The organism is Aquidulcibacter sp., from assembly GCF_049239865.1.
GTDB lineage: Bacteria > Pseudomonadota > Alphaproteobacteria > Caulobacterales > Aquidulcibacteraceae > Aquidulcibacter.
In genome coordinates this window covers 63,248-81,494 of sequence record NZ_JBMLTR010000144.1, presented here as the reverse complement: position 1 = coordinate 81,494, position 18,247 = coordinate 63,248, and the positions used below count along the sequence as shown (strand labels likewise).

At 57.3% G+C, this 18,247-nt stretch carries 15 protein-coding genes; 6 read left to right on the top strand and 9 right to left on the bottom strand.

The genetic code is table 11. The features are described from left to right. The coding region (locus ACOVRA_RS10880) for an RtcB family protein (protein ID WP_421720307.1) at nucleotides 1-778 on the bottom strand (778 nt) is incomplete at its 3' end. Nucleotides 779-1,104: 326 nt separating this feature from the next. On the opposite strand from ACOVRA_RS10880, the gene rtcR reads away from it, so the two are divergent. After that, nucleotides 1,105-2,691, top strand: coding sequence for an RNA repair transcriptional activator RtcR (gene rtcR / locus ACOVRA_RS10875; RefSeq protein WP_421720306.1), 1,587 nt, complete (start codon nucleotides 1,105-1,107; stop codon nucleotides 2,689-2,691). Here the strand turns inward: rtcR and ACOVRA_RS10870 are convergent. Genes ACOVRA_RS10870 through ACOVRA_RS10860 form a run of 3 tightly spaced genes read right to left on the bottom strand, consistent with a single transcriptional unit; the run spans nucleotide 2,688 to nucleotide 4,992 of the window. Continuing rightward, on the bottom strand, nucleotides 2,688-4,028 hold the full coding sequence (locus ACOVRA_RS10870) for a sensor histidine kinase (RefSeq protein ID WP_421720305.1): 1,341 nt from the start codon (nucleotides 4,026-4,028) through the stop codon (nucleotides 2,688-2,690). The genes rtcR and ACOVRA_RS10870 overlap by 4 nt on opposite strands. Continuing rightward, complete coding sequence (locus tag ACOVRA_RS10865) at nucleotides 4,025-4,687, bottom strand: response regulator transcription factor (RefSeq protein ID WP_421720304.1); 663 nt, start codon at nucleotides 4,685-4,687, stop codon at nucleotides 4,025-4,027. The genes ACOVRA_RS10870 and ACOVRA_RS10865 overlap by 4 nt, the downstream gene beginning before the upstream one ends. Next, on the bottom strand, nucleotides 4,687-4,992 hold the full coding sequence (locus ACOVRA_RS10860) for a PepSY domain-containing protein (RefSeq protein WP_292933696.1): 306 nt from the start codon (nucleotides 4,990-4,992) through the stop codon (nucleotides 4,687-4,689). Before ACOVRA_RS10860 ends, ACOVRA_RS10865 begins: the two co-directional genes overlap by 1 nt. Nucleotides 4,993-5,117: 125 nt before the next feature. Here ACOVRA_RS10860 and ACOVRA_RS10855 point away from each other — a divergent pair, with 125 nt between their 5' ends. The 5 genes from ACOVRA_RS10855 (at nucleotide 5,118) to ACOVRA_RS10835 (ending at nucleotide 10,262) form a co-directional block, all read left to right on the top strand. Continuing rightward, the gene (locus ACOVRA_RS10855) at nucleotides 5,118-5,456 is read left to right on the top strand and encodes a hypothetical protein (protein WP_421720303.1); all 339 of its coding nucleotides are present in this window, start codon (nucleotides 5,118-5,120) and stop codon (nucleotides 5,454-5,456) included. Beyond that, nucleotides 5,407-6,075 (top strand): cytochrome b/b6 domain-containing protein, encoded by a 669-nt coding sequence (locus ACOVRA_RS10850; RefSeq protein ID WP_421720302.1) that lies wholly within the window; start codon nucleotides 5,407-5,409, stop codon nucleotides 6,073-6,075. Before ACOVRA_RS10855 ends, ACOVRA_RS10850 begins: the two co-directional genes overlap by 50 nt. A 354-nt stretch (nucleotides 6,076-6,429) precedes the next feature. Continuing rightward, the gene (locus ACOVRA_RS10845; protein WP_292933738.1) at nucleotides 6,430-7,434 is read left to right on the top strand and encodes a LacI family DNA-binding transcriptional regulator; all 1,005 of its coding nucleotides are present in this window, start codon (nucleotides 6,430-6,432) and stop codon (nucleotides 7,432-7,434) included. Nucleotides 7,435-7,563: 129 nt separating this feature from the next. Then, on the top strand, nucleotides 7,564-8,880 hold the full coding sequence (locus ACOVRA_RS10840) for an MFS transporter (RefSeq protein WP_421720301.1): 1,317 nt from the start codon (nucleotides 7,564-7,566) through the stop codon (nucleotides 8,878-8,880). A gap of 8 nt (nucleotides 8,881-8,888) precedes the next feature. Continuing rightward, entirely contained in the window at nucleotides 8,889-10,262 is a 1,374-nt protein-coding gene (locus ACOVRA_RS10835; RefSeq protein ID WP_421720300.1) for a putative 2OG-Fe(II) oxygenase, read from the top strand. On the opposite strand, the gene ACOVRA_RS10830 is transcribed toward ACOVRA_RS10835, so the two are convergent. The 5 genes from ACOVRA_RS10830 to ACOVRA_RS10810 all read right to left on the bottom strand — a co-directional run bounded on the left by ACOVRA_RS10830 (nucleotide 10,259) and on the right by ACOVRA_RS10810 (nucleotide 18,245). Then, nucleotides 10,259-11,476, bottom strand: a complete 1,218-nt coding sequence (locus ACOVRA_RS10830) for a glycoside hydrolase family 68 protein (RefSeq protein WP_421720299.1) — start codon at nucleotides 11,474-11,476, stop codon at nucleotides 10,259-10,261. The two genes, ACOVRA_RS10835 and ACOVRA_RS10830, sit on opposite strands and share 4 nt — an antisense overlap. A 35-nt stretch (nucleotides 11,477-11,511) precedes the next feature. Beyond that, nucleotides 11,512-13,032 (bottom strand): tryptophan halogenase family protein, encoded by a 1,521-nt coding sequence (locus ACOVRA_RS10825; protein WP_421720298.1) that lies wholly within the window; start codon nucleotides 13,030-13,032, stop codon nucleotides 11,512-11,514. A 271-nt stretch (nucleotides 13,033-13,303) separates the two neighbouring features. Beyond that, complete coding sequence (locus tag ACOVRA_RS10820) at nucleotides 13,304-15,796, bottom strand: TonB-dependent receptor (protein WP_421720297.1); 2,493 nt, start codon at nucleotides 15,794-15,796, stop codon at nucleotides 13,304-13,306. Nucleotides 15,797-16,007: 211 nt separating this feature from the next. Continuing rightward, nucleotides 16,008-16,895, bottom strand: coding sequence for an ROK family protein (locus tag ACOVRA_RS10815; protein ID WP_421720296.1), 888 nt, complete (start codon nucleotides 16,893-16,895; stop codon nucleotides 16,008-16,010). A 96-nt stretch (nucleotides 16,896-16,991) separates the two neighbouring features. Continuing rightward, complete coding sequence (locus ACOVRA_RS10810; protein ID WP_292933711.1) at nucleotides 16,992-18,245, bottom strand: MFS transporter; 1,254 nt, start codon at nucleotides 18,243-18,245, stop codon at nucleotides 16,992-16,994. Nucleotides 18,246-18,247: the final 2 nt, after the last annotated feature.

Below are 18,247 nucleotides of genomic sequence, written 5' to 3'. Positions count from 1 at the left end.
CAATGACATTGGTCATCATCATGCGACGGTTCAAAGCGGCAAAGTCTTGCGCCCACCCCACCGCCTCAACATAGTCGTTGAAGTGGTCGGTCCCTTCTGGGAAATAGGCCAAGTCTTCATCTGGCAAATTGATATGCCACTTGCGCATATCTTGCTTGGCCAGTTCGATGAAATAGGTGCCGATGGCATTGCCGACCCCGCGCGAGCCGGAATGCAACATAACCCATACCCGAGCCTCTTCATCCAAGCAGAGCTCGATAAAGTGGTTGCCGGTCCCCAAGGTCCCCAGATGCATCAAGTGATTGGTGTTCTTGAACCGGGGGTATTTGGCGCAGATCAAGTCAAACCGCTCAACCAAATGCGACCAAGCCGCGATAATGCTGGCAGGTGGATTGCTCCACGAGCCCTTGTCGCGACTACCGCGGCCAACAGAGCGACCATGGGGCACGGCCAACTCAATCGCCCGGCGGATGCCCTCCAGATTATCAGGCAAGTCATGCGCCATCAGCGAAGTCCGTGCCGCCATCATGCCGCAGCCAATATCGACCCCAACTGCAGCGGGGATAACCGCGCCCTTGGTTGGAATGACAGAGCCAACCGTTGCACCAATCCCCACATGGACGTCGGGCATAGCGGCAACATGCTTGAAGATGAACGGCATCTTCGCGGCGCTGGCGAGCTGTTCGCGCGCCTTATCGTCAACGGGGACGCCACGCGTCCACATTTTGATCGGCACCCCGCCTTCAACGGCGGTAAATTCAAATGCTGCCTCGCTCATCGAAGCCCTCCTTCTCTCTTCTCTAGAGAGGTCTGGCCGCAATGTGCGGGAAAAGACCTCTCGTGCAAAACTCTTTTTTGGAACTTCCGGGGCAGCCGGCCCATTCCGGCTGCCCCATCCATTCCTGCGGGCTGAGCTGTTTGACTGACCCAGCGCCTATACAACAGCAACGCCTGTGCCAAGCTGTGCCAACCCGTCGAAGAAAAATCATACAGCATTGATTTGTATTACTGTTTTTTCTTAATTTCACGCAGATTGCGAAAATCCTCCGGTTTCGGCTGCTCTCAATTTGTATAATTCTATATAAGAATATATAATCTTGGCGCATGAGACCGATCACCGTCATCAGTATTCTTGGCTCGACCCTCGACGCCTCCCCCTATGGCCCAGCGCGCTGGCAGAAATGGCGGCCATCGGTGGGAATCTGCATGCATGAGGAGTTGCGGGTCGACCGCTTCTTGATGATCCACGACACCGCCCATCGGCGCTTGGCTGAGTTTGTAACGGCCGACATCGCCTCGGTCTCGCCCGAAACCACGGTCGAGCGCCACGCCATCAGTTTCAAGAATCCTTGGGACTTTGAAGAGGTTTATGGGAAGCTCCTCGACTTCGCCCGTGCGCAAAGGCTGGATCCAGAGGCCGAAGATTATCTAATCCATATTACGACCGGGACGCACGTCGCGCAAATCTGCCTCTATCTGCTGACAGAAGCGCGCTATCTGCCGGGCCGCTTGCTCCAGACCCAGCCCAAGCGCGGCATCCCCGATGCTGCAGGCTATTGGAGTGTGATCGATCTGGATTTGTCGCGCTACGATTCCATCGCCACCCGTTTCGCGAAAGAAAGTGCTGAAAGCACGTCATTTTTGAAATCGGGCATTGAAACGCGCAGCCGCACCTTCAACACCCTGATCGACGAGATTGAACAGGTAGCCAGTCGCACCCGTGCCCCTATCCTATTGATGGGGCCGACCGGGGCAGGCAAAAGCCAATTGGCACGGCGCATCTTTGAACTCAAAAAACTCAAGCACCAAGTCAATGGCCCCTTGGTGGAGGTCAATTGCGCGACCTTGCGCGGCGACAGCGCGATGTCGGCCTTGTTTGGGCATAAGCGAGGCTCATTCACCGGCGCATCAGCCGATCGTCCGGGGCTGTTACGGGCCGCAGATGGCGGGCTGTTGTTCCTCGATGAAATTGGCGAACTGGGCTTGGACGAGCAGGCCATGATCCTGCGCGCCATTGAGGATAAGCGCTTTTTGCCCGTTGGGGCCGACCGGGAAATGCACAGTGACTTCCAACTTATCGCGGGGACCAATCGAGACCTAGCCCAGAGTGTCGCGCAGGGTCGGTTTCGCGAAGACCTTTATGCCCGCTTGAATCTCTGGACTTTTTCGCTGCCGGGCCTTGCCGATCGACGCGAAGATATTGCGCCCAATCTGGATTATGAGCTCGACAAATATGCCGCACGCGAAGGCACACGTGTGACCTTCAACAAGGAAGCGCGGGAACGCTATTTGGCCTTTGCTATGTCTCGCGAGGCGCATTGGTCAGGAAACTTCCGAGACCTGGCCGCCAGTGTCACGCGGATGGCGACCTTCTCGCCCAAGGGCCGGATTGATAGCGACGTGGTTGCCGGTGAGATCGCGCGGCTGCAGCGGGTGTGGACCGGAGGTACGACCCTAACCGATGATTTGGCCGACATTTTGTCTGCCGAAGAGCTGGATGGCCTAGACCCTTTTGACCGGGTGCAATTGGCCTATGTGGTCGATACATGCCGGACCAGCCCGTCATTGTCTGAGGCTGGGCGCAAGCTATTTGCGGCCTCCCGAACCAAGCGCGCCAGTGTCAATGATGCCGACCGCTTGCGCAAATATCTCGCCCGCTTCGGCTTTAGTTGGGAAATGCTGGCAAGCTAAGTCGCGGTGTTTGCCCACACCAAACGCACAGCCAGACCGCCAAGGTCGGAGGCCTCAAGGATCAAATCTCCACCACTGGCGGCAATCACATCGCGCGTGATGGCAAGGCCTAGGCCTTGGGTGCCAATGGCTTCGTCGAGGCGCACACCGCGCTCTATGGCCAAGCGGCTCTGATCTTGTGATAGACCCGGTCCATCATCTTCGACAGACACGTTGAGGCCGCCAGCCTCGACACTGGCGCGAACCCTGATGAGGCTATTGGCGTGGCGGGTTGCATTGTCCAGAAGCGCGCCTAACACTTCAAAGGCACTGTCTTCGGTGATCGGCAGAAGACATTCTTCTGGCACCTCAAGCTCAAACCTCTGGCTCGAACCGGCAGGGGTACGCCCGACCACGCGAACCAAACGCTCTATCACCGGTCCTAGCAGACACGTACCGCGCGCATCGGGGGCCAATTGGGCACGCGCCAATTCTGCCTGAACCGCAATATTGAGAACCGACAGGCTTTCCTGCAGCGCTGTTTGCGACTTGGTATCGCCTAAGTCGCCCACTTGCATTTTAAGCGCGGTGAGCGGCGTTTTAAGTGCATGGGCTAGATCGCGCGCCCGATCCCGCGCTTTGGCCATATCGTCACTGCGGGCATCGGCCAGCGCATTAATGGCTTGGATCAATGGCCCTACTTCTTGCGGATGCTCCCCTGACTCCAGCCGGGCCTTGGAATCGGCTTTCAGACCCGTCAGCCGCGCCCGCAGCGCCGCCAGTGGCTGTAGGCCTTGGGTCACTTGCACCACCGAGGCCAAGGTCAAGACCGACCAGAGCAGCAAGAGGAAAAGCGCGAGTTCTTGGGCAAAATCCTGCCTTGCCTGCGTGATAACAGCATAGTCCTGCCCAACTTCGATCAATAGCTCTGGCCCTTTTGCGTCCGGGCGGATGGTACGGGCCACCCGCAACATGGCGGGCTCAAACGGACCCTTGGTCGTCAAGCTTTCCCATGTTTGAGACGGGGCCTGCGTGAGCGAAGGCCAAGCGCCATCCCAAAGCGAGCGCGAGCGTAAATTGCCTTTCTCGCTGGAGACATACCAGTAAAGGCCGCTGGCAGGGCGGGTAAATCGCGGGTCATACAGAGCCTGGCTGAGCACGGGCTTCCCCGCCGCATCCATGGACACGCCTGCAACCAAGGCTTCGCCCTGACGGATCAACTCCGCCCTCACTTGCCGCTCTGTATGGCGCTCAAACAGCAAGGATAGCGCAACCCAGGAAAAGCCTAAGGCTAAGCCATTCCACAGCGCGGCCAAAGCAAACAGCCGGACCTTGAGGCTGTTGGACCTTTTGCTCATGGGGCTAAGTCCCGCAACACATAGCCAAAGCCGCGCCGCGTCTCGATGGTCTCAGACCCGATCTTGCGGCGAAGGCGCGCCACCAAGGCTTCGACCGCATTGGCGTCCAGCATGTCGGTTCCGTGCAAATGCTCGCCCAATTCACCAGCCGATAAGGGTCGCCCGCCAGCATTGGCGAGTAGGTCTAAAAGCCGAAACTCCAAGGGCGAGAGGCGCACTTGTGCCCCGTCATAGGTGACAGTGGCGCGAAACAGATCGAGGCTAAGGCGGCCCGCAGTAATCACATTGCCGGTGCGTCCAGCGGCCCGGCGGATCAATCCACGCAAGCGGGCAATTAGCTCGGGCGGCTCAAACGGCTTGGCGAGATAATCATCGGCCCCCGCCTCAATACCTTCCACCTTTTCTGCCCAAGACCCGCGTGCGGACAAAATAATGACCGGCATGGCACGGCCTTCTTGCCGCCAACGCTTCAAGACAGACAATCCGTCCAATCGCGGCAAGCCCAGATCCAGAATGACAGCATCGAAGTCTTCGTCACTACCCAGCGCCCAAGCCCGCTCTCCATCGCCACAGGCCTCAACCAAAAAGCCCGCTGCCTCGAGACTTACCTTGAGAGCAGCGCTGATCACGGGATCATCTTCGACCAACAGCACGCGCATCAATCGGCCTCCCGCTTCAGGATTTGGCCCGTCGCAGCGGCAATCTCCAACTCAATCACGCGGCCTGACGGCGCAAGGATTTTAAACTCATAGACGTCTTGGCCATGCTCATTCTCCAAATCCACTTTCACGACTTCTCCCGGCACGGCGGCAAGGGCGATGGCTTGGACTTTGAGGAAAGGCAGATTGTTGCTTGCCGGTTGAACCGGACCTTCGTGTTGCGCAGGCGCAGGCGCTTGCGGCGGCTGCCCACAGCCAGCCAGCACGGCAAGGATCACGACAAGAAAAGGGCCAATCCGCTTCATACCAACCCTCTGTAACGAATTGGCGCTGACATCAAGCTGACGCTTTGCTGACGATTGGGAACGGCAGGGCGTCAGGAAGGGGCGGGTAAGGTCGGATCATCAACAACCCAAACCGGAGACTTCACATGGCCCTTTCAACCCCTATCCGCATCGCTCTTGGCATTGGTGTCGCCGCACTGGCAGTCGCAGGATTTGCTGTCGCTTCAGGCCAATTATCGCCAGCCAAGACCACAACAAACACCAATACACTGACCAACCAACCCACCAACCAAATCAGCGACAGGGATCAGGACGACCGTGACGACCGTCAGGAGAGCCGTACCGAATCCCGCGTGATCGACGCCAAGACTGGCCAAGTCCTGACCGAGGATGTGCGCCGCAGCGAAGATCGTGCGCGTCATGAGCGCGGCGAGGATGAGTCGCAGGAAAGTAACGACGATCATGGCGGGCGCGATCATGACTGAGGCCGCAGCCCCCTCACCCAGCGCCGCGTCTGAGCCGAAGCCCGAAACCAATTGGGTGAGGGTTTGGGACCCACTGGTCCGCATCGGACATTGGCTATTACTGGTCGCCATTGCCACGGCCTTGATTACACGCGGCGAACCCGAAACCCTGCATCAGGCAGCGGGCTATTTCGTTGCGGGCTATGTGGTGTTCCGCCTGTTCTGGGGAATTGCCGGGCCAGAGCATGCACGCTTTGAAAACTTCCTCGCCTCACCCATGGCTGCGTTTCGCTATCTGGCCAATTTGGTGACCGGCAAAGGTACACGCCATATCGGTCACTCACCACCGGGTGGCCTCATGGTGATTGCTTTGCTAATCGCCATGAGCTTGACCGCCGGGACCGGCATGGCGATGGAAAACCACACGCCCGTACCCGCCGCCTTTCAAAGCGTCCTGCAGATCGAAGATCGCGGGCGCAGCGATGAAGACGATAGCCCGTGGGAAGATGTGCATGAGGCCAGCGCGAACCTGATTTTAGCACTGGTGATCCTGCATATTGGCGGCGTCGCGCTTGCCTCAATCGGTCACCGCGAGAATTTGGTCCGCGCCATGGTGGATGGCAAGAAGCGGGCGGAGTGAGGGGCGTGATCAATCGACCCTCTGAGAAATTGAGCCAAAAGCCCCTTCAGTCCCTTCGGGACAGCTTCCCCGCGAGCGGGGAAGCGGCGTGTACCAATTGATGCCGGCGACCGCTTCCCCGCTCGCGGGGAAGCTCCGGCGAAGCCGGTGAAGGGGTGAGTTTTCTTTGAAGCCACAACGCTGGCCAACAATACACTCCAGTCAGAGCGCAAAACTAAGTATATCCTTTATGCAGAAATCGGTTGCATAAATTACCATTCGCTTTCAAATCGAGTTTCAGAAAGCGCAGGCAAGTTTTGACAACTTTGCATCCGCAATAGGAGACGTGTTGTGGCAGATGATGGCCCCTTGAAGATGGCCGATGTGGCCCGCTTGGCGAAGGTCTCTATGTCCACGGTCTCGCGGGCGCTGGCCGATAACCCGCTAATCCCAGAAGATCGGCGCCGCGAGATCCAGCGCATTGCGGCGGAAGCTGGCTATGTCATCAATCAATCGGCGCGTTCGCTGCGCATGCGCAAAACCCAGACGATTGGTGTGGTGTTTCCACTCGGCCATGATGTCGGGCAATTGATCTCTGACCCATTCTTTATTGAGATGTTTGGCCGTTTGGCCGATGAGATCACGACGCGGGGCTATCAAGTGCTGCTGTGCCGCGTCACCGACACGTCGGAAGGTTGGCTCAATCGGATCATCCAATCCCATCGCCAAGATGGCTTGGTGATTGTCGGCCAATCCGATCAACATGAAGCCCTGAATCAAGCCGCTGAATCCTATCATCCCTTGGTCGTCTGGGGCGGACATTTGAACGGACAGACCTATTGCTCGGTCGGAACCGATAATATCGGCGGTGCACGTCGGGCAGTGGATCATCTCTTGGGCCTTGGCCGCAAGCGGATTGCGTTTTTGGGGATGCTGGAATTGCCCGAGATCAGTCTGCGTTATGAAGGCTATGTGCGGGCCTTGCGCGCAGCGGGTATTGAGCAAGACCCTGCCCTTGTTATCCCCGCGCATTTCTCGTTTGAAACCGCCTATGAAGCTGCGCGCGAATTGATCGAGAGCGGCACTGAGTTTGATGCCATCTTCGCCACCTCTGACATTATCGCCCTAGCCGCCATTCAAGCGCTAGCGGCCGCTGGCATGGATGTGCCCGGGCAAGTCAGCGTCGTGGGCTTTGACGATATTGCCATCGCAGCCCAATCGACCCCGCCCTTGACCAGCGTACAACAAGACCTCGCCAAGGGCGCCAAGACCATCGTCGACCTCTTATTCAAACGCATGGCGGGCGAAGATGCGCCATCGGCCACCCTTCTGCCCAAACTTGTCGTGCGCAAGTCGTGTGGCGGCACGAGCGCCGGTTAAACCTCCCCACCCTGAAACAGCCGAATGGGTCACAATTGCAACTTGCGCTTGCTTTTGCAATCGATTGCGTTAGCGTTAATCCTCGATAACAGAGCGCATAAGCGCCGGTGTATTTTTGGGAGGAAGAACATGACTCAACCGGCGATGAAGCCGCACCTGCCGCTATGGCGCATTGCGGAAATGAATCTGGGCTTTCTCGGCTTGCAGTTCAGCTTTGGCCTGCAACAAGGCAATATGGGCCCGATCTATAGCTATCTAGGCGCAGACGAAGCCTCTTTGCCCTTGCTGCAGCTCGCTGGTCCGCTAACAGGTCTTTTGGTCCAGCCCATTATTGGCGCGATGAGTGACCGCACCGCCAGCAAATGGGGCCGCCGCACGCCCTATTTCATCGTCGGTGCCGTGATGTGCTCGCTGGGGCTTTTCTTTATGCCGCTCAGCTCGTCCATCCTGATGGCGGTATCGCTCCTGTGGATTTTGGACGCGGGCAATAACATCACGATGGAACCGTATCGGGCCTATGTCAGCGACCGCCTAAACCCCGATCAACGCCAATTTGGCTTTCTGTCACAGAGCGCCTTTACAGGTCTGGCGCAAATGCTGGCCTTTCTATCACCTTCGATCATGATCAATCTTTTGGGCTTTGATGTAAATGCCGTCGATGCCCACAATATCCCTGAAACAACCAAAGTCGCCTTTACCATTGGGGCGGTCTTATCGATCAGCACGATCCTTTGGTCGGTTTTCAGGGTGCGCGAACTGCCACTGACCGAAGCGGAATTGGCCTATATCAAGAGTAAACCGCTGACAGTGAAAGGGACGCTCCTCGAAATCTGGGATGCCATTGTCACCATGCCCCAAGTGATGCGCAAACTTGCGCTCATGAGTTTGTTTCAATGGTACGGGATGGCGGCCTATTGGGGCTATATCATTTATTCAATCGGCCGTTCGGTCTATGGCACGTCCGAGGCTGTGTCCGAAGGCTTCCGAATGGCGGTGGTCACCAATGGGGAAATTGGCGGCTTTTATAATGGGATCGCCTTTATCGCAGCCTTTGCGATGGTGCCCTTTACCAAGCGCTATGGCCCGGAAATCATGCACGCATGTTGCCTCACCTTAGGCGGTATTGGCATGCTCTTCATGCCCCATATCAGCGACAAGGCCCTCCTCTTCATCCCAGCCATCGGAATCGGTTTGGCGTGGGCCAGCATCATGGGCAATCCGTTTGTGATCCTCTCAGGCGCTGTGCCGCCAGAGCGCACGGGCGTTTACATGGGGATTTTCAACATGATGATTGTTATCCCGATGCTTCTGATCGCTGCTACTCTGCCCTTCTATTACAAGCCCCTGATGGGCGGCGACCCACGCCATGTGATCACCATGGCTGGCATCATGCTGATGATTGCGGCAGTCTGCGTCTTGTGGGTGCGGGATAAGCGTCCCGCTTAGGCAGGATGATGGCAATCGATTGGCTACAGATTGGACTGGCTCAGCGCGACCTTCAGGATATGGAGGGCGCGCTTGAGGCTTTAGAGCGTGCTGTCACCGACAACCCTACAAACCCCATCGCCGCCTTTGCCCATGCGCAAGTGCGGTTTGAGACAGGCCGCGATGCGGTTGCAGCTTTTGAGCGCGCTTTACACCTCGACCCCGCCAATCCGCAGCTGATCCGCACCTATACCGCAGCTTTGGCCGCCGAAGGCGAGGCAGAGCGCGCTCAATCCATCCTGCTCGATACCTTGGCCCTTCATCCCCAATGGCTCGACGGCCACAAAAGCTTCGCGACTTTGCGGGTGGCAATTGGCGCGCGGGAGAGTTTTGACGAAAGCTATCAACGCGCGATTGCGGCTTTGCCCGATAGCCTCAGCCTGCGGCTAGCCCACATCCATCTCCTCTCGACCGCACGGGCGTGGGAAGCGGCGCGCGCCAGCGTCGAGGCAGCGCGGCAGGCCTTCGGCCCAAGTCGAGGGTTGGAAGTCGCGCGAGTCTCAATTGAGAGTGAAAGCGGCGGGCCGTTAAGTCGGGACCCAGATTTGTTTGATCCTTTGGCAGATTGGGCCGACCCTGGCCTTGATGTGTGCCGGGTCCGTCACGCCCTGCGCCTAGGCAATCCAGAGGCGGCGCTTGCCCGCGCGAAGCCCTATCTTTCAACACCCCACGCCCGCTTGTTCTGGCCCTATGTGTCTTTGTGCTGGCGCCTGCTCAATGATCCATTGTCAGACTGGCTCGATGGGATGACGGCGGACTATGTGCGCGCCATCGACTTGGACCTAAATGCGACAAAGCTTGCCGAACTGGCCACCCGTTTGCGCGCACTCCACACCGCCCAAGCCCCCTATATTGAGCAATCGGTCAAAGGCGGTACGCAAACCGATCGACAGCTATTTTTCCGCCCCATCCCGATTATCCAGCTGGTGCGCGACAAGATCGTGAAAGCGGTGGCGACCTATCTGGCTGATCTGCCCGCGCCGCAGACAGGGCATCCGTTGCTAGCCCCGCCGCGTGACCGACCCATCCTGTTTGAGGGCAGTTGGTCCGTCTTGTTGAAGGCGGGCGGTTTCCATAGCATCCATACCCATCCCCGTGGTTGGATCAGTTCAGCCTTGCATATTGATATGCCAAGCGCGACGGATGCGGGCCCGGCGCCTGCGGGCTATTTGCAATTTGGCGAAGGCCCGCCCGAGCTAAATCTCGCGCTTGGCGTCAGCCATCAAGTGGCCCCTCAAGCGGGCACCCTCGTGCTATTCCCCTCAACCCATTGGCACCGGACAGTACCGATTGAAGCGGGTGAACGCTTAAGCTTGGCGTTTGATATTCGCGAGCCAGCTTAGTCGATGATACGGGTGTTCGCACCGTCCAATCGCAAATGGCTGGAAGGCGCAATTGAGCCTGCGAATTGGGCTTGTTTGAGGGCTGAATCTTGGTGGATATCGCCACCCTTGAGGCCCCAGAAGTCCAAGAAGCTCACCACTTCCAGCGAGGGCAGCACCTGCCACGCATAGGCTTGGCGCGGCTCTTCTGGCGGATTGGCAAGCACAAGGCCTGAGCCATTCAACGGCTCAAACGGTCCAAACAGTGAGGGTCCAACCATGCCGAAGAGCCCGGTTGGACCTTTGGCAAAGCGGGCATCAAAGATGTGGGATTGGGTCGACCAAAATACGTAATAGAGGCCATCGCGCACAAACATATGCGGCCGCTCCATCTCGCTGGCGAGGCCAAAGGCATCGAGAATGGGGGGCAAGAGCTCAAACATCTGGTGCCCGTCGACATCGGTCGCCTTGGCTAACCCAATCACGCCATCATAGGGACTAGCGGGCAAACGCGAGGCGCGCGAGGCGGTAAACATCACATAGCCCGCCCCATCGAGGGGATCACGGAACCAATAAGGGTCGCGGAAGCCCTTAATTTGACCGGGCACGCCTTGGGTGATGGACAGGTCAGCATAATATTGGCTGGGATTGGCGACCGTCGGAGTCAGGTTACGCCACTGGGTGACGCAGGGCAGCGCCCCCGTTACGTCCAGCGTGCCAACAGCATGGAACAAGCGCTGCTCAAAGTCGGGCTTCGCTTCGCCACGTCGGCCAGCGGCAGTAAACCAAAGCGTGACTTCGCCAGTTGCCGGATTAAGCCTTGTCGAGCCTGACCATTCGCGGCTGCCGGGGGAAAAGCCATCGGGCAACAGATTGCCGCAATCCTGCCAACCCGCTTCCGACTTCAAGAGCAAGCGCATCCGCGCCATATTGTGACGCTCATCGGGGTCTGGCAGACGCGGCGCAGACAACATCACCCACAGGCTGCCGCTGTCGAGCTCAACAAGGTCGCCATTGTCCAATTGGACGGGCCAAATGTCCCACAAGGTCAAAGCGGGGTTGAGATGGTGGACATCGTCCTGCCCAAAGACGCGGGGACAGGGCAGATTGGCGAAGTCAATCTGCGCCAGATGCGACGCACGCCAAAAGCTCGGCCGCCAAGCTTGCTTGTGATCAGACAGGAGGGTCGGAGAAGGGGTAGAAGGCAAGCTGAATTCGTCCTGATCGGTCGTCATCGAAATGAAAGGTCATGAAGGTGGCGGGAGGTCACTTAGGCAATAGCGCCTTCTGCCGCACAATGGGTGTTCACAAAGGCTTGGTGGCTGGAGACTTGCTCGGCGCTCGCCACCATCGCGGCTTTAAGCTTGCCCAAATAATCGCGGCCATCGATGCCCCGGAAGTCAAACACGGGGTCGACATCTTGGGGGATATTGCCTTGGCCAATATGGACCGCAAGCCAGCTTGGCTGACCAAACAAATCCATGTCGCGCGCGATATGACGTCCGTATCGGCGGAAGTGGTCAATCTTCAGCTGCAAGGTGTCGGGAATGTCCATGCTGGCGCAATAGCGCCAAAGCGGGCTGTCATCCCGGGTCGTGAGCTTATAGTGCAGGACCAAGAAGTCACGGATGCGCTCAAACTCGGTCGACGCGATATGGTTGTACTCGTCCACGATCAGCGGATCAAAATCGCGCTGTGGGAAGAGGGCAAGCAGCTTTGAAATGCCGGCTTGGATCAAGTGGATCGAGGTGGATTCAAGCGGCTCTAAGAAACCACTGGACAGGCCAATGGCCACCACATTCTTGTCCCAAAACTTGTCGCGACGCCCGGTGGTAAAGCGCAGCTTGTTCGGCCCGGCCAATGCCTCTCCGTCCAGATTGGCGCGAAGTGAGGCTTCGGCATCTTCGTCGGAGATGAACTTGCTACAATAGACATAGCCATTGCCCGTGCGGTGCTGGAGTGGAATGCGCCACTGCCAACCGGCCTCGCAGGCGGTGGAGCGCGTAAAGGGCAGCATGTCGCCAACCTTGGCGCATGGCATGGCCACGGCGCGATCGCACGGCAGCCAGTGGGTCCAATCCTGATAGCCGACTTTGAGCGCTTCGCCGATCAACAGACCCCGGAAGCCCGAGCAATCGATGAAGAGATCGCCGGTCAGCTCCAGCCCGCTCTCCAGCGTAACGCCTTCGACAAAGCCGGTCTCGCCGTGTTGACGGACGCTGACGACTTTACCTTCATGGCGCTTGACGCCTCGAGCCTCAGCATAGTCCCGCAACAAGCGCGCATAGAGGCCTGCGTCAAAATGATAGGCATAGTCGAACGTCGACATGACCTGGCGGGGGTCTGGGCTGGGGCGCGTAAAGCGGCCACGCTGTGCCAAAGACCAAGCCATGGAGAAATCGTCAAACGACGTTGTATCGCCAGCTTCACGTGCTTTCAGCCAGAAATGGTGAAGGCCCACAATATCAAAGGCACGGCCATGAGGGCCAAAGGGGTGGAAATAGCGATTGCCCTGACGACCCCAATTCACAAACTCAATACCGAGCTTGAAGGAGCCTTTCGTCTTGGCAACAAATTCGCGCTCATCAATGCCCAGCATCTCATTGAAGGTGCGGATCGGCGGAATGGTGGCTTCGCCAACGCCCACGGTCCCGATCAATTCGGACTCGACGAGCTTAATCTCACAATCCTGCTTGAGGGTATTGGCCAAGGCGGCAGCGGTCATCCAGCCAGCAGACCCACCGCCGACGATGACGATGGAGCGGATGCGTCGATCTGATGATGGGGTCATAACGCCTCCTTGATCCAGAGTTTCAGCTCGGTCGAACAAATGGGGCCGAAAGCAGATGCGATCAGCCCCATCTATCAAGCTCCCTGCCCTGAAGGGAGCCTCATCTCGTTCTTAGCATTGGCAGGAAACCAAGTCTGGCTTCAAGCCTCCGCTTCGACAGCTTTCACTTTTTGAGCAACGCCCGTTCTATCTTTACCAGATAGAACGGATAAGCTGTTGCTCCAATTTAGATTTAACCCGCAACTTTGATCCTTAAGGATCAAAACACGCTTTAGAAGGTGTAGCGGATCGCTGCCGTCAAGGTGCGACCCAAAGCTGGGTTACCACTGATGACGACTGGGTTTACAGCAGCGTTTGCCACACCACCATTACCGCGCAAGTCGAACTTGTCGAACAAGTTGTAAGCCGAGAGGCTGAGTTCGACATTCTTCAACAACGAATATTTCGCCGTTGCGTTCAGGATTGCACCACCTGGATATTCGCGGCCGGCGTCGTCGATCGACGAGGTCTGGCCCGTGGTGCTGACGCCCAACGTGACTTTGTCATTAAAGTCGTAATTGGCTGCGACGGTGAAGCTCAGGTCAGGAATGCCGGGTGCGCGGGTGAAGGGACCCGAGACACCGCTACCATTTGGACGCGAGATTTTTGCGTTCGAATAGGTGGCGTTACCAATGACCGAGAGTGGGCCGTTGCGATAGGTGGCATAGGCTTCTGCACCGCTCGACTCATATTTCGCGTCGATCACGCAACCACCCGAACCGCCGGGGCAACGTGTGGCCGACAATTCAAATGTGCTCTGCTTGAAGTCGCCTTGCAGCAAGGTGAATTCCAGCGTGTAGCGGCCACCCAACAGGTCGCCACGGTTCTTCACGCCCAATTCGTCTTGGTTCACAAAGTCGACCGAAGCGGTGCGGCCAGCTTGGGTGAGCGAGCCATTGGCGTTGATCTTGCCGCTGACGGTCTGACGGTCACCGTTGAAACGGCCACCTTTCGAGCGACGTAGGAAGACGCTGGTGTCTTCGTTGACTTTGTACAAAGCCCCAAACGACCAAGAGGTATAGTCGCGGGTGTAGTTCAGATTTTCGCGAGCACCATTGGCACGGATCGTTGCGATCTGAACGCCACCGGAATTGACCAAGAATTCAGAGCCACCAGCAACGGTATTGCCGCTGGCTTCAACCGATTCAAAGCGGACTGAGCCGTCGAGAGCAAACTTTTCTGCGTCCAATTCCAACGCGATATAAGGCGCGGTGTTGGTGTAGGAGAGGTCGTAATCGCGGGCGCAGCAATCGCCCCAATTGTTGTTATAGCCCGAGATACCTTCTTGGGTCAGCTTGTTGCCTGCGGCATCAAAGAGATCCAATTGCGATGGGTTATTGCCACTCAGTTCACGCAGAGACTTGTTGACATGCCAGTCCATGGCAATGTTCTGCTTCATGTAGAAATAGCCAACCCGTGCCGTGACAGCGCCGAAGCCCGTATCGTATTTGCCGGTTAGCTTGAAGTCGTTTGCCGTGCTGCCGATGTCGCGGATGTTGGTGCGAACATTGACGTTATTGTCGACATAGGTGTCGGTGAAAGCTTGGCCAGCCTTAGGACCAGCGGCATAGCGGATGCTGGCCACAGTCGCATTGGGCAGACCTGGACGGCTGATGACCGAGCCAATCACACTGGCGCGGGTTGCGACGTTCAAGAAGGGCGAGGCAAAGCCGCCGCTCATATCCGTCCAACGGAAGTTGTTATCGACGCTCCAATTGTCATTGACATTGTAGCGCAGCTGACCGCCCAAGGAGGTCGCCTTAGTGGTGATGCCATCCATTTTGACGCGCTCGAGCACGCCATCGCGGTTAAAGATCAAGAAGTCTTTGTTATAGACCGAATAGTTCGAGCCTTCGCGGCCATCAAAGCCGGGGAATGGCTCGATGTTGGAGACTTCCAAACCATTGATCGAAGCAAGAGCTGGCGAGCCGGTATAGTTTGGCTCCTGCGTGTCAGCGATCTTCACCAGAACCCGAACAAAGCCTTTGTTGTCGGCAAAATCATGGGTCAGATTGCCCTTGATTTGGTAAGAGTTGCTGACGTCATAGCCTGCGTCCAATGGGCCGCTGCCCTTCTTGTAATAACCGCCAACGTGGAAGCGGGTCTGGTCGCTGATGGGGCCACCATAGCGGAAGTCTAAGCGGTTTTCGCTAAAGCCGAGACCGGTGCTGAGCTGGGCATAGCCACCTTGCTGTTGGCCAGTGTTGGAAATGTAGTTGATGACCGCACCTGGTGCTTGCGAGGCATAGGTGGAGGCCGAGCCACCGCGTACGCCTTCGACATTGGCGACGCTGGCGTCAAAGCGGGTCCAGTAATCATTGTTGCCGAACTGGATGTCACCAAACAAAACCGTTGGCAGGCCATCTTCTTGGATTTGCACGAAAGGCGAACCACCCGTGGCGACGGGCAAACCGCGCACGGCAATGTTGGAGTTACCACCAGGACCTGCGGTACCAGCAACTTGAATACCTGGGATCATCCGCAGCAATTCAGATTCGGAGCTTGGCTTAAAGTCCGCAATCGCCTGCGCATTGACCGTGGTCACAGAGACCGAGCTGTTGATTTGGGTGCGATTACCACCCGAGGCGGTCACGATAACGACTTCCAGACCTTCGGGTTCTTGGGGTGCTGCTGCGGCCTGTTGGGCCATGGCGGGCGCACCTGCCGCGAGCGCGGTAACCAGCGCAATCGCAGAAACGCAATTAGAGAATTGGGCAACCTTCATAACTTAACTCCCGGTGTTTGTTTATAGCTAAGGCTCTGACGGCCTGCCTGATCTTTTTGATACCATCTATGCAATGGATTGCAAGAACGATAATGCAATCCATTGCATAAAAAAGTTCACAAAGTTTCTTACGCTCTGACAGAGTTAGGTTTTTTGTGCTAGTTACGCGTGGATATCGCCTTGCAATGCGCCGATGATGACGGCTTTTGCTCTAGGATTGTGCCTGTTCAGCCAGCCAAAGCGCACCTAGAAGCCCTGAGTCTAGGCCGAGACCCGCCCCCACAATCTCAAAACCACCTTCGCCAGGTGCGGCTGTTCCATACGGGCCAATGAGGGCTTTTGCCTTGGCGGAGACCCGTTCCACAAGGCCGCCACGGGCCATTACGCCGCCACCAAAAATGACGCGCTTCACAGCCGTGGTCAGCACCAGATTGGCTGCCAGATGTGCCAGATAGTGCGCTTCGATGTCCCAAGCGGGGTGATCATCTGGCAATTGCGACGCATCCATGCCCCAACGCGCCAAGAGCGCAGGCGCAGAGGCTAACCCTTCAATACAATCGCCATGAAACGGACAAACGCCGGCAAAAGCCAGATCCTCTGGATGCCGGGGTGCCCGCATATGGCCTGCTTCGGGATGCATCGTGCCCCAAACCGCTCTGCCGCCCAAAATGATCCCAGCACCAATACCTGTGCCCACGGTCACATAAGCCACATCATCCAAGCCTTGGCCCGCGCCCCAAGCCCGTTCTGCAAAGGCCGCTGCGGTGACGTCGGTCTCCAGCGCGATTGGACAGCCTGTCCCTGCCGCCATTTGCCCGGCAACATCGGTCCCCGACCAGTGCGGCTTGGTGGTAGCAAGGATATGGCCCCAACGCGGACTGGCAGGATTGACCGCCAAGGGTCCAAAACAGGCAATGCCGATACGGCTAACCGCCAAGCCTTTGTCCTTATGGTCATTAAAGAAGGCGATCGCACGCGCCAAAGTCTCAGCAGGCGTGGTGGTTGGAAAAGAAGTCCGCGCGAGGATCGAGTCTTTGTCTTCAAAGACCGCGCAGCGCCACGACGTTCCGCCCGCATCAATGCCACCAAACTTGCTCACGCCTCAGCCCTTTTTCGTTCGCCAACCATGCGGGCTCCCCCTCTAGCGGGAATTGTGCGGCTGGCAAGGGCGACCTGCGCGCCTGATTGCATCAACTTAGTCATGGCCGGGACCACCAGCTTGCGCCGCGACCGATTGGCGAAGCATCGGCCGAGCAAAGATCAACGCGACTACGGCGATGGCATAAAGGCCAGCCATCATCGCGAAGCCAGCCGCTAAGCCCGTATAAACCGCCATAGCTGGCAATGCGAAACTGGTGATCCCCGCCCCGATAAAGCCCAACATGGTCATCAGGCCGGCAGCCGTTGCCCGCGCCTCTGGTGGCATCACATCATGCATGGCGGCATAGATACACCCATCAAACAAACCTTTGCCAAAGCTGGTTGCAAACAACAAAAGCCCCACACCCGTGGCATTCGACACCCAAGGAAATGGCACAAGGAATAGGGCAGCAAAGCTCAAACCAATTGCCAAAACACTGAAACGACCGATTGGGCTCTGGGCTGCAAATTTGTCAGCCATAAAGCCGCCGACCAAGACAGAAAAGAAGCCTGCCGTCGTGATCATGACGGGGCCAACCAACGCACTGTCAGCGAGGTTCAGTCCCAATTCGTCATGGGCATAGGTGTTGCACCAATTCAAAACCCCAGAAGAGGCCGAGGTTGCCAAAAAGAAAACAAAGCAGAGCAACAAGGCGGATGGATTCTTCAAAATAATCCCAATGGGCTCAGCACGTTTGTCGTCTTTAACAACAGGCACACCGGGGGCGTCATCCCGCAGCATTTTGTAGAGAATGGCCATCACCACAAAGCCAAGGGCGGCAAAGACGATGAAGGGCGCGGCCCAGCCGTGATGATCGGCCAGCTTACCCGCCACCCAGCCGCCAATGCCCCCACCCGCGAAAACAGCGGTCTGATGGATCGATAGCGCACGGCTGCGCATGCTTGGCTTATGCCACGAACTGATGAGAGCGGTTGCAGTTGGATAATAGGTCGACTCTCCAATCGCCACCAAAGTCCGCATACCTAGCAACATGGCAAAGCCCGTCGCCAGCGGCATAATGCCGGTCGCCAGACTCCAAAAGACCAGCCCGAAAATAATCATATGACGGCGACGGACACTGTCGCCCATCCGGCCAAACACAAAGGCGCAGACGGCATATGTCCAGAAAAAGGTCGTATCGATGATCCCTAGCTGAACGTCTGTCAGGCTGAAAGCGTCGCGCAATAAGGGTTTAACGGAGTTGAGGATGGAGCGGTCGGCCGCATTCAGGAATGACACCATCCACAGAAGGGCGATCAAGATCCAAGGATAATTATCCGGGGCGGGTTTGAGTTGCTTGTCGGTCATGT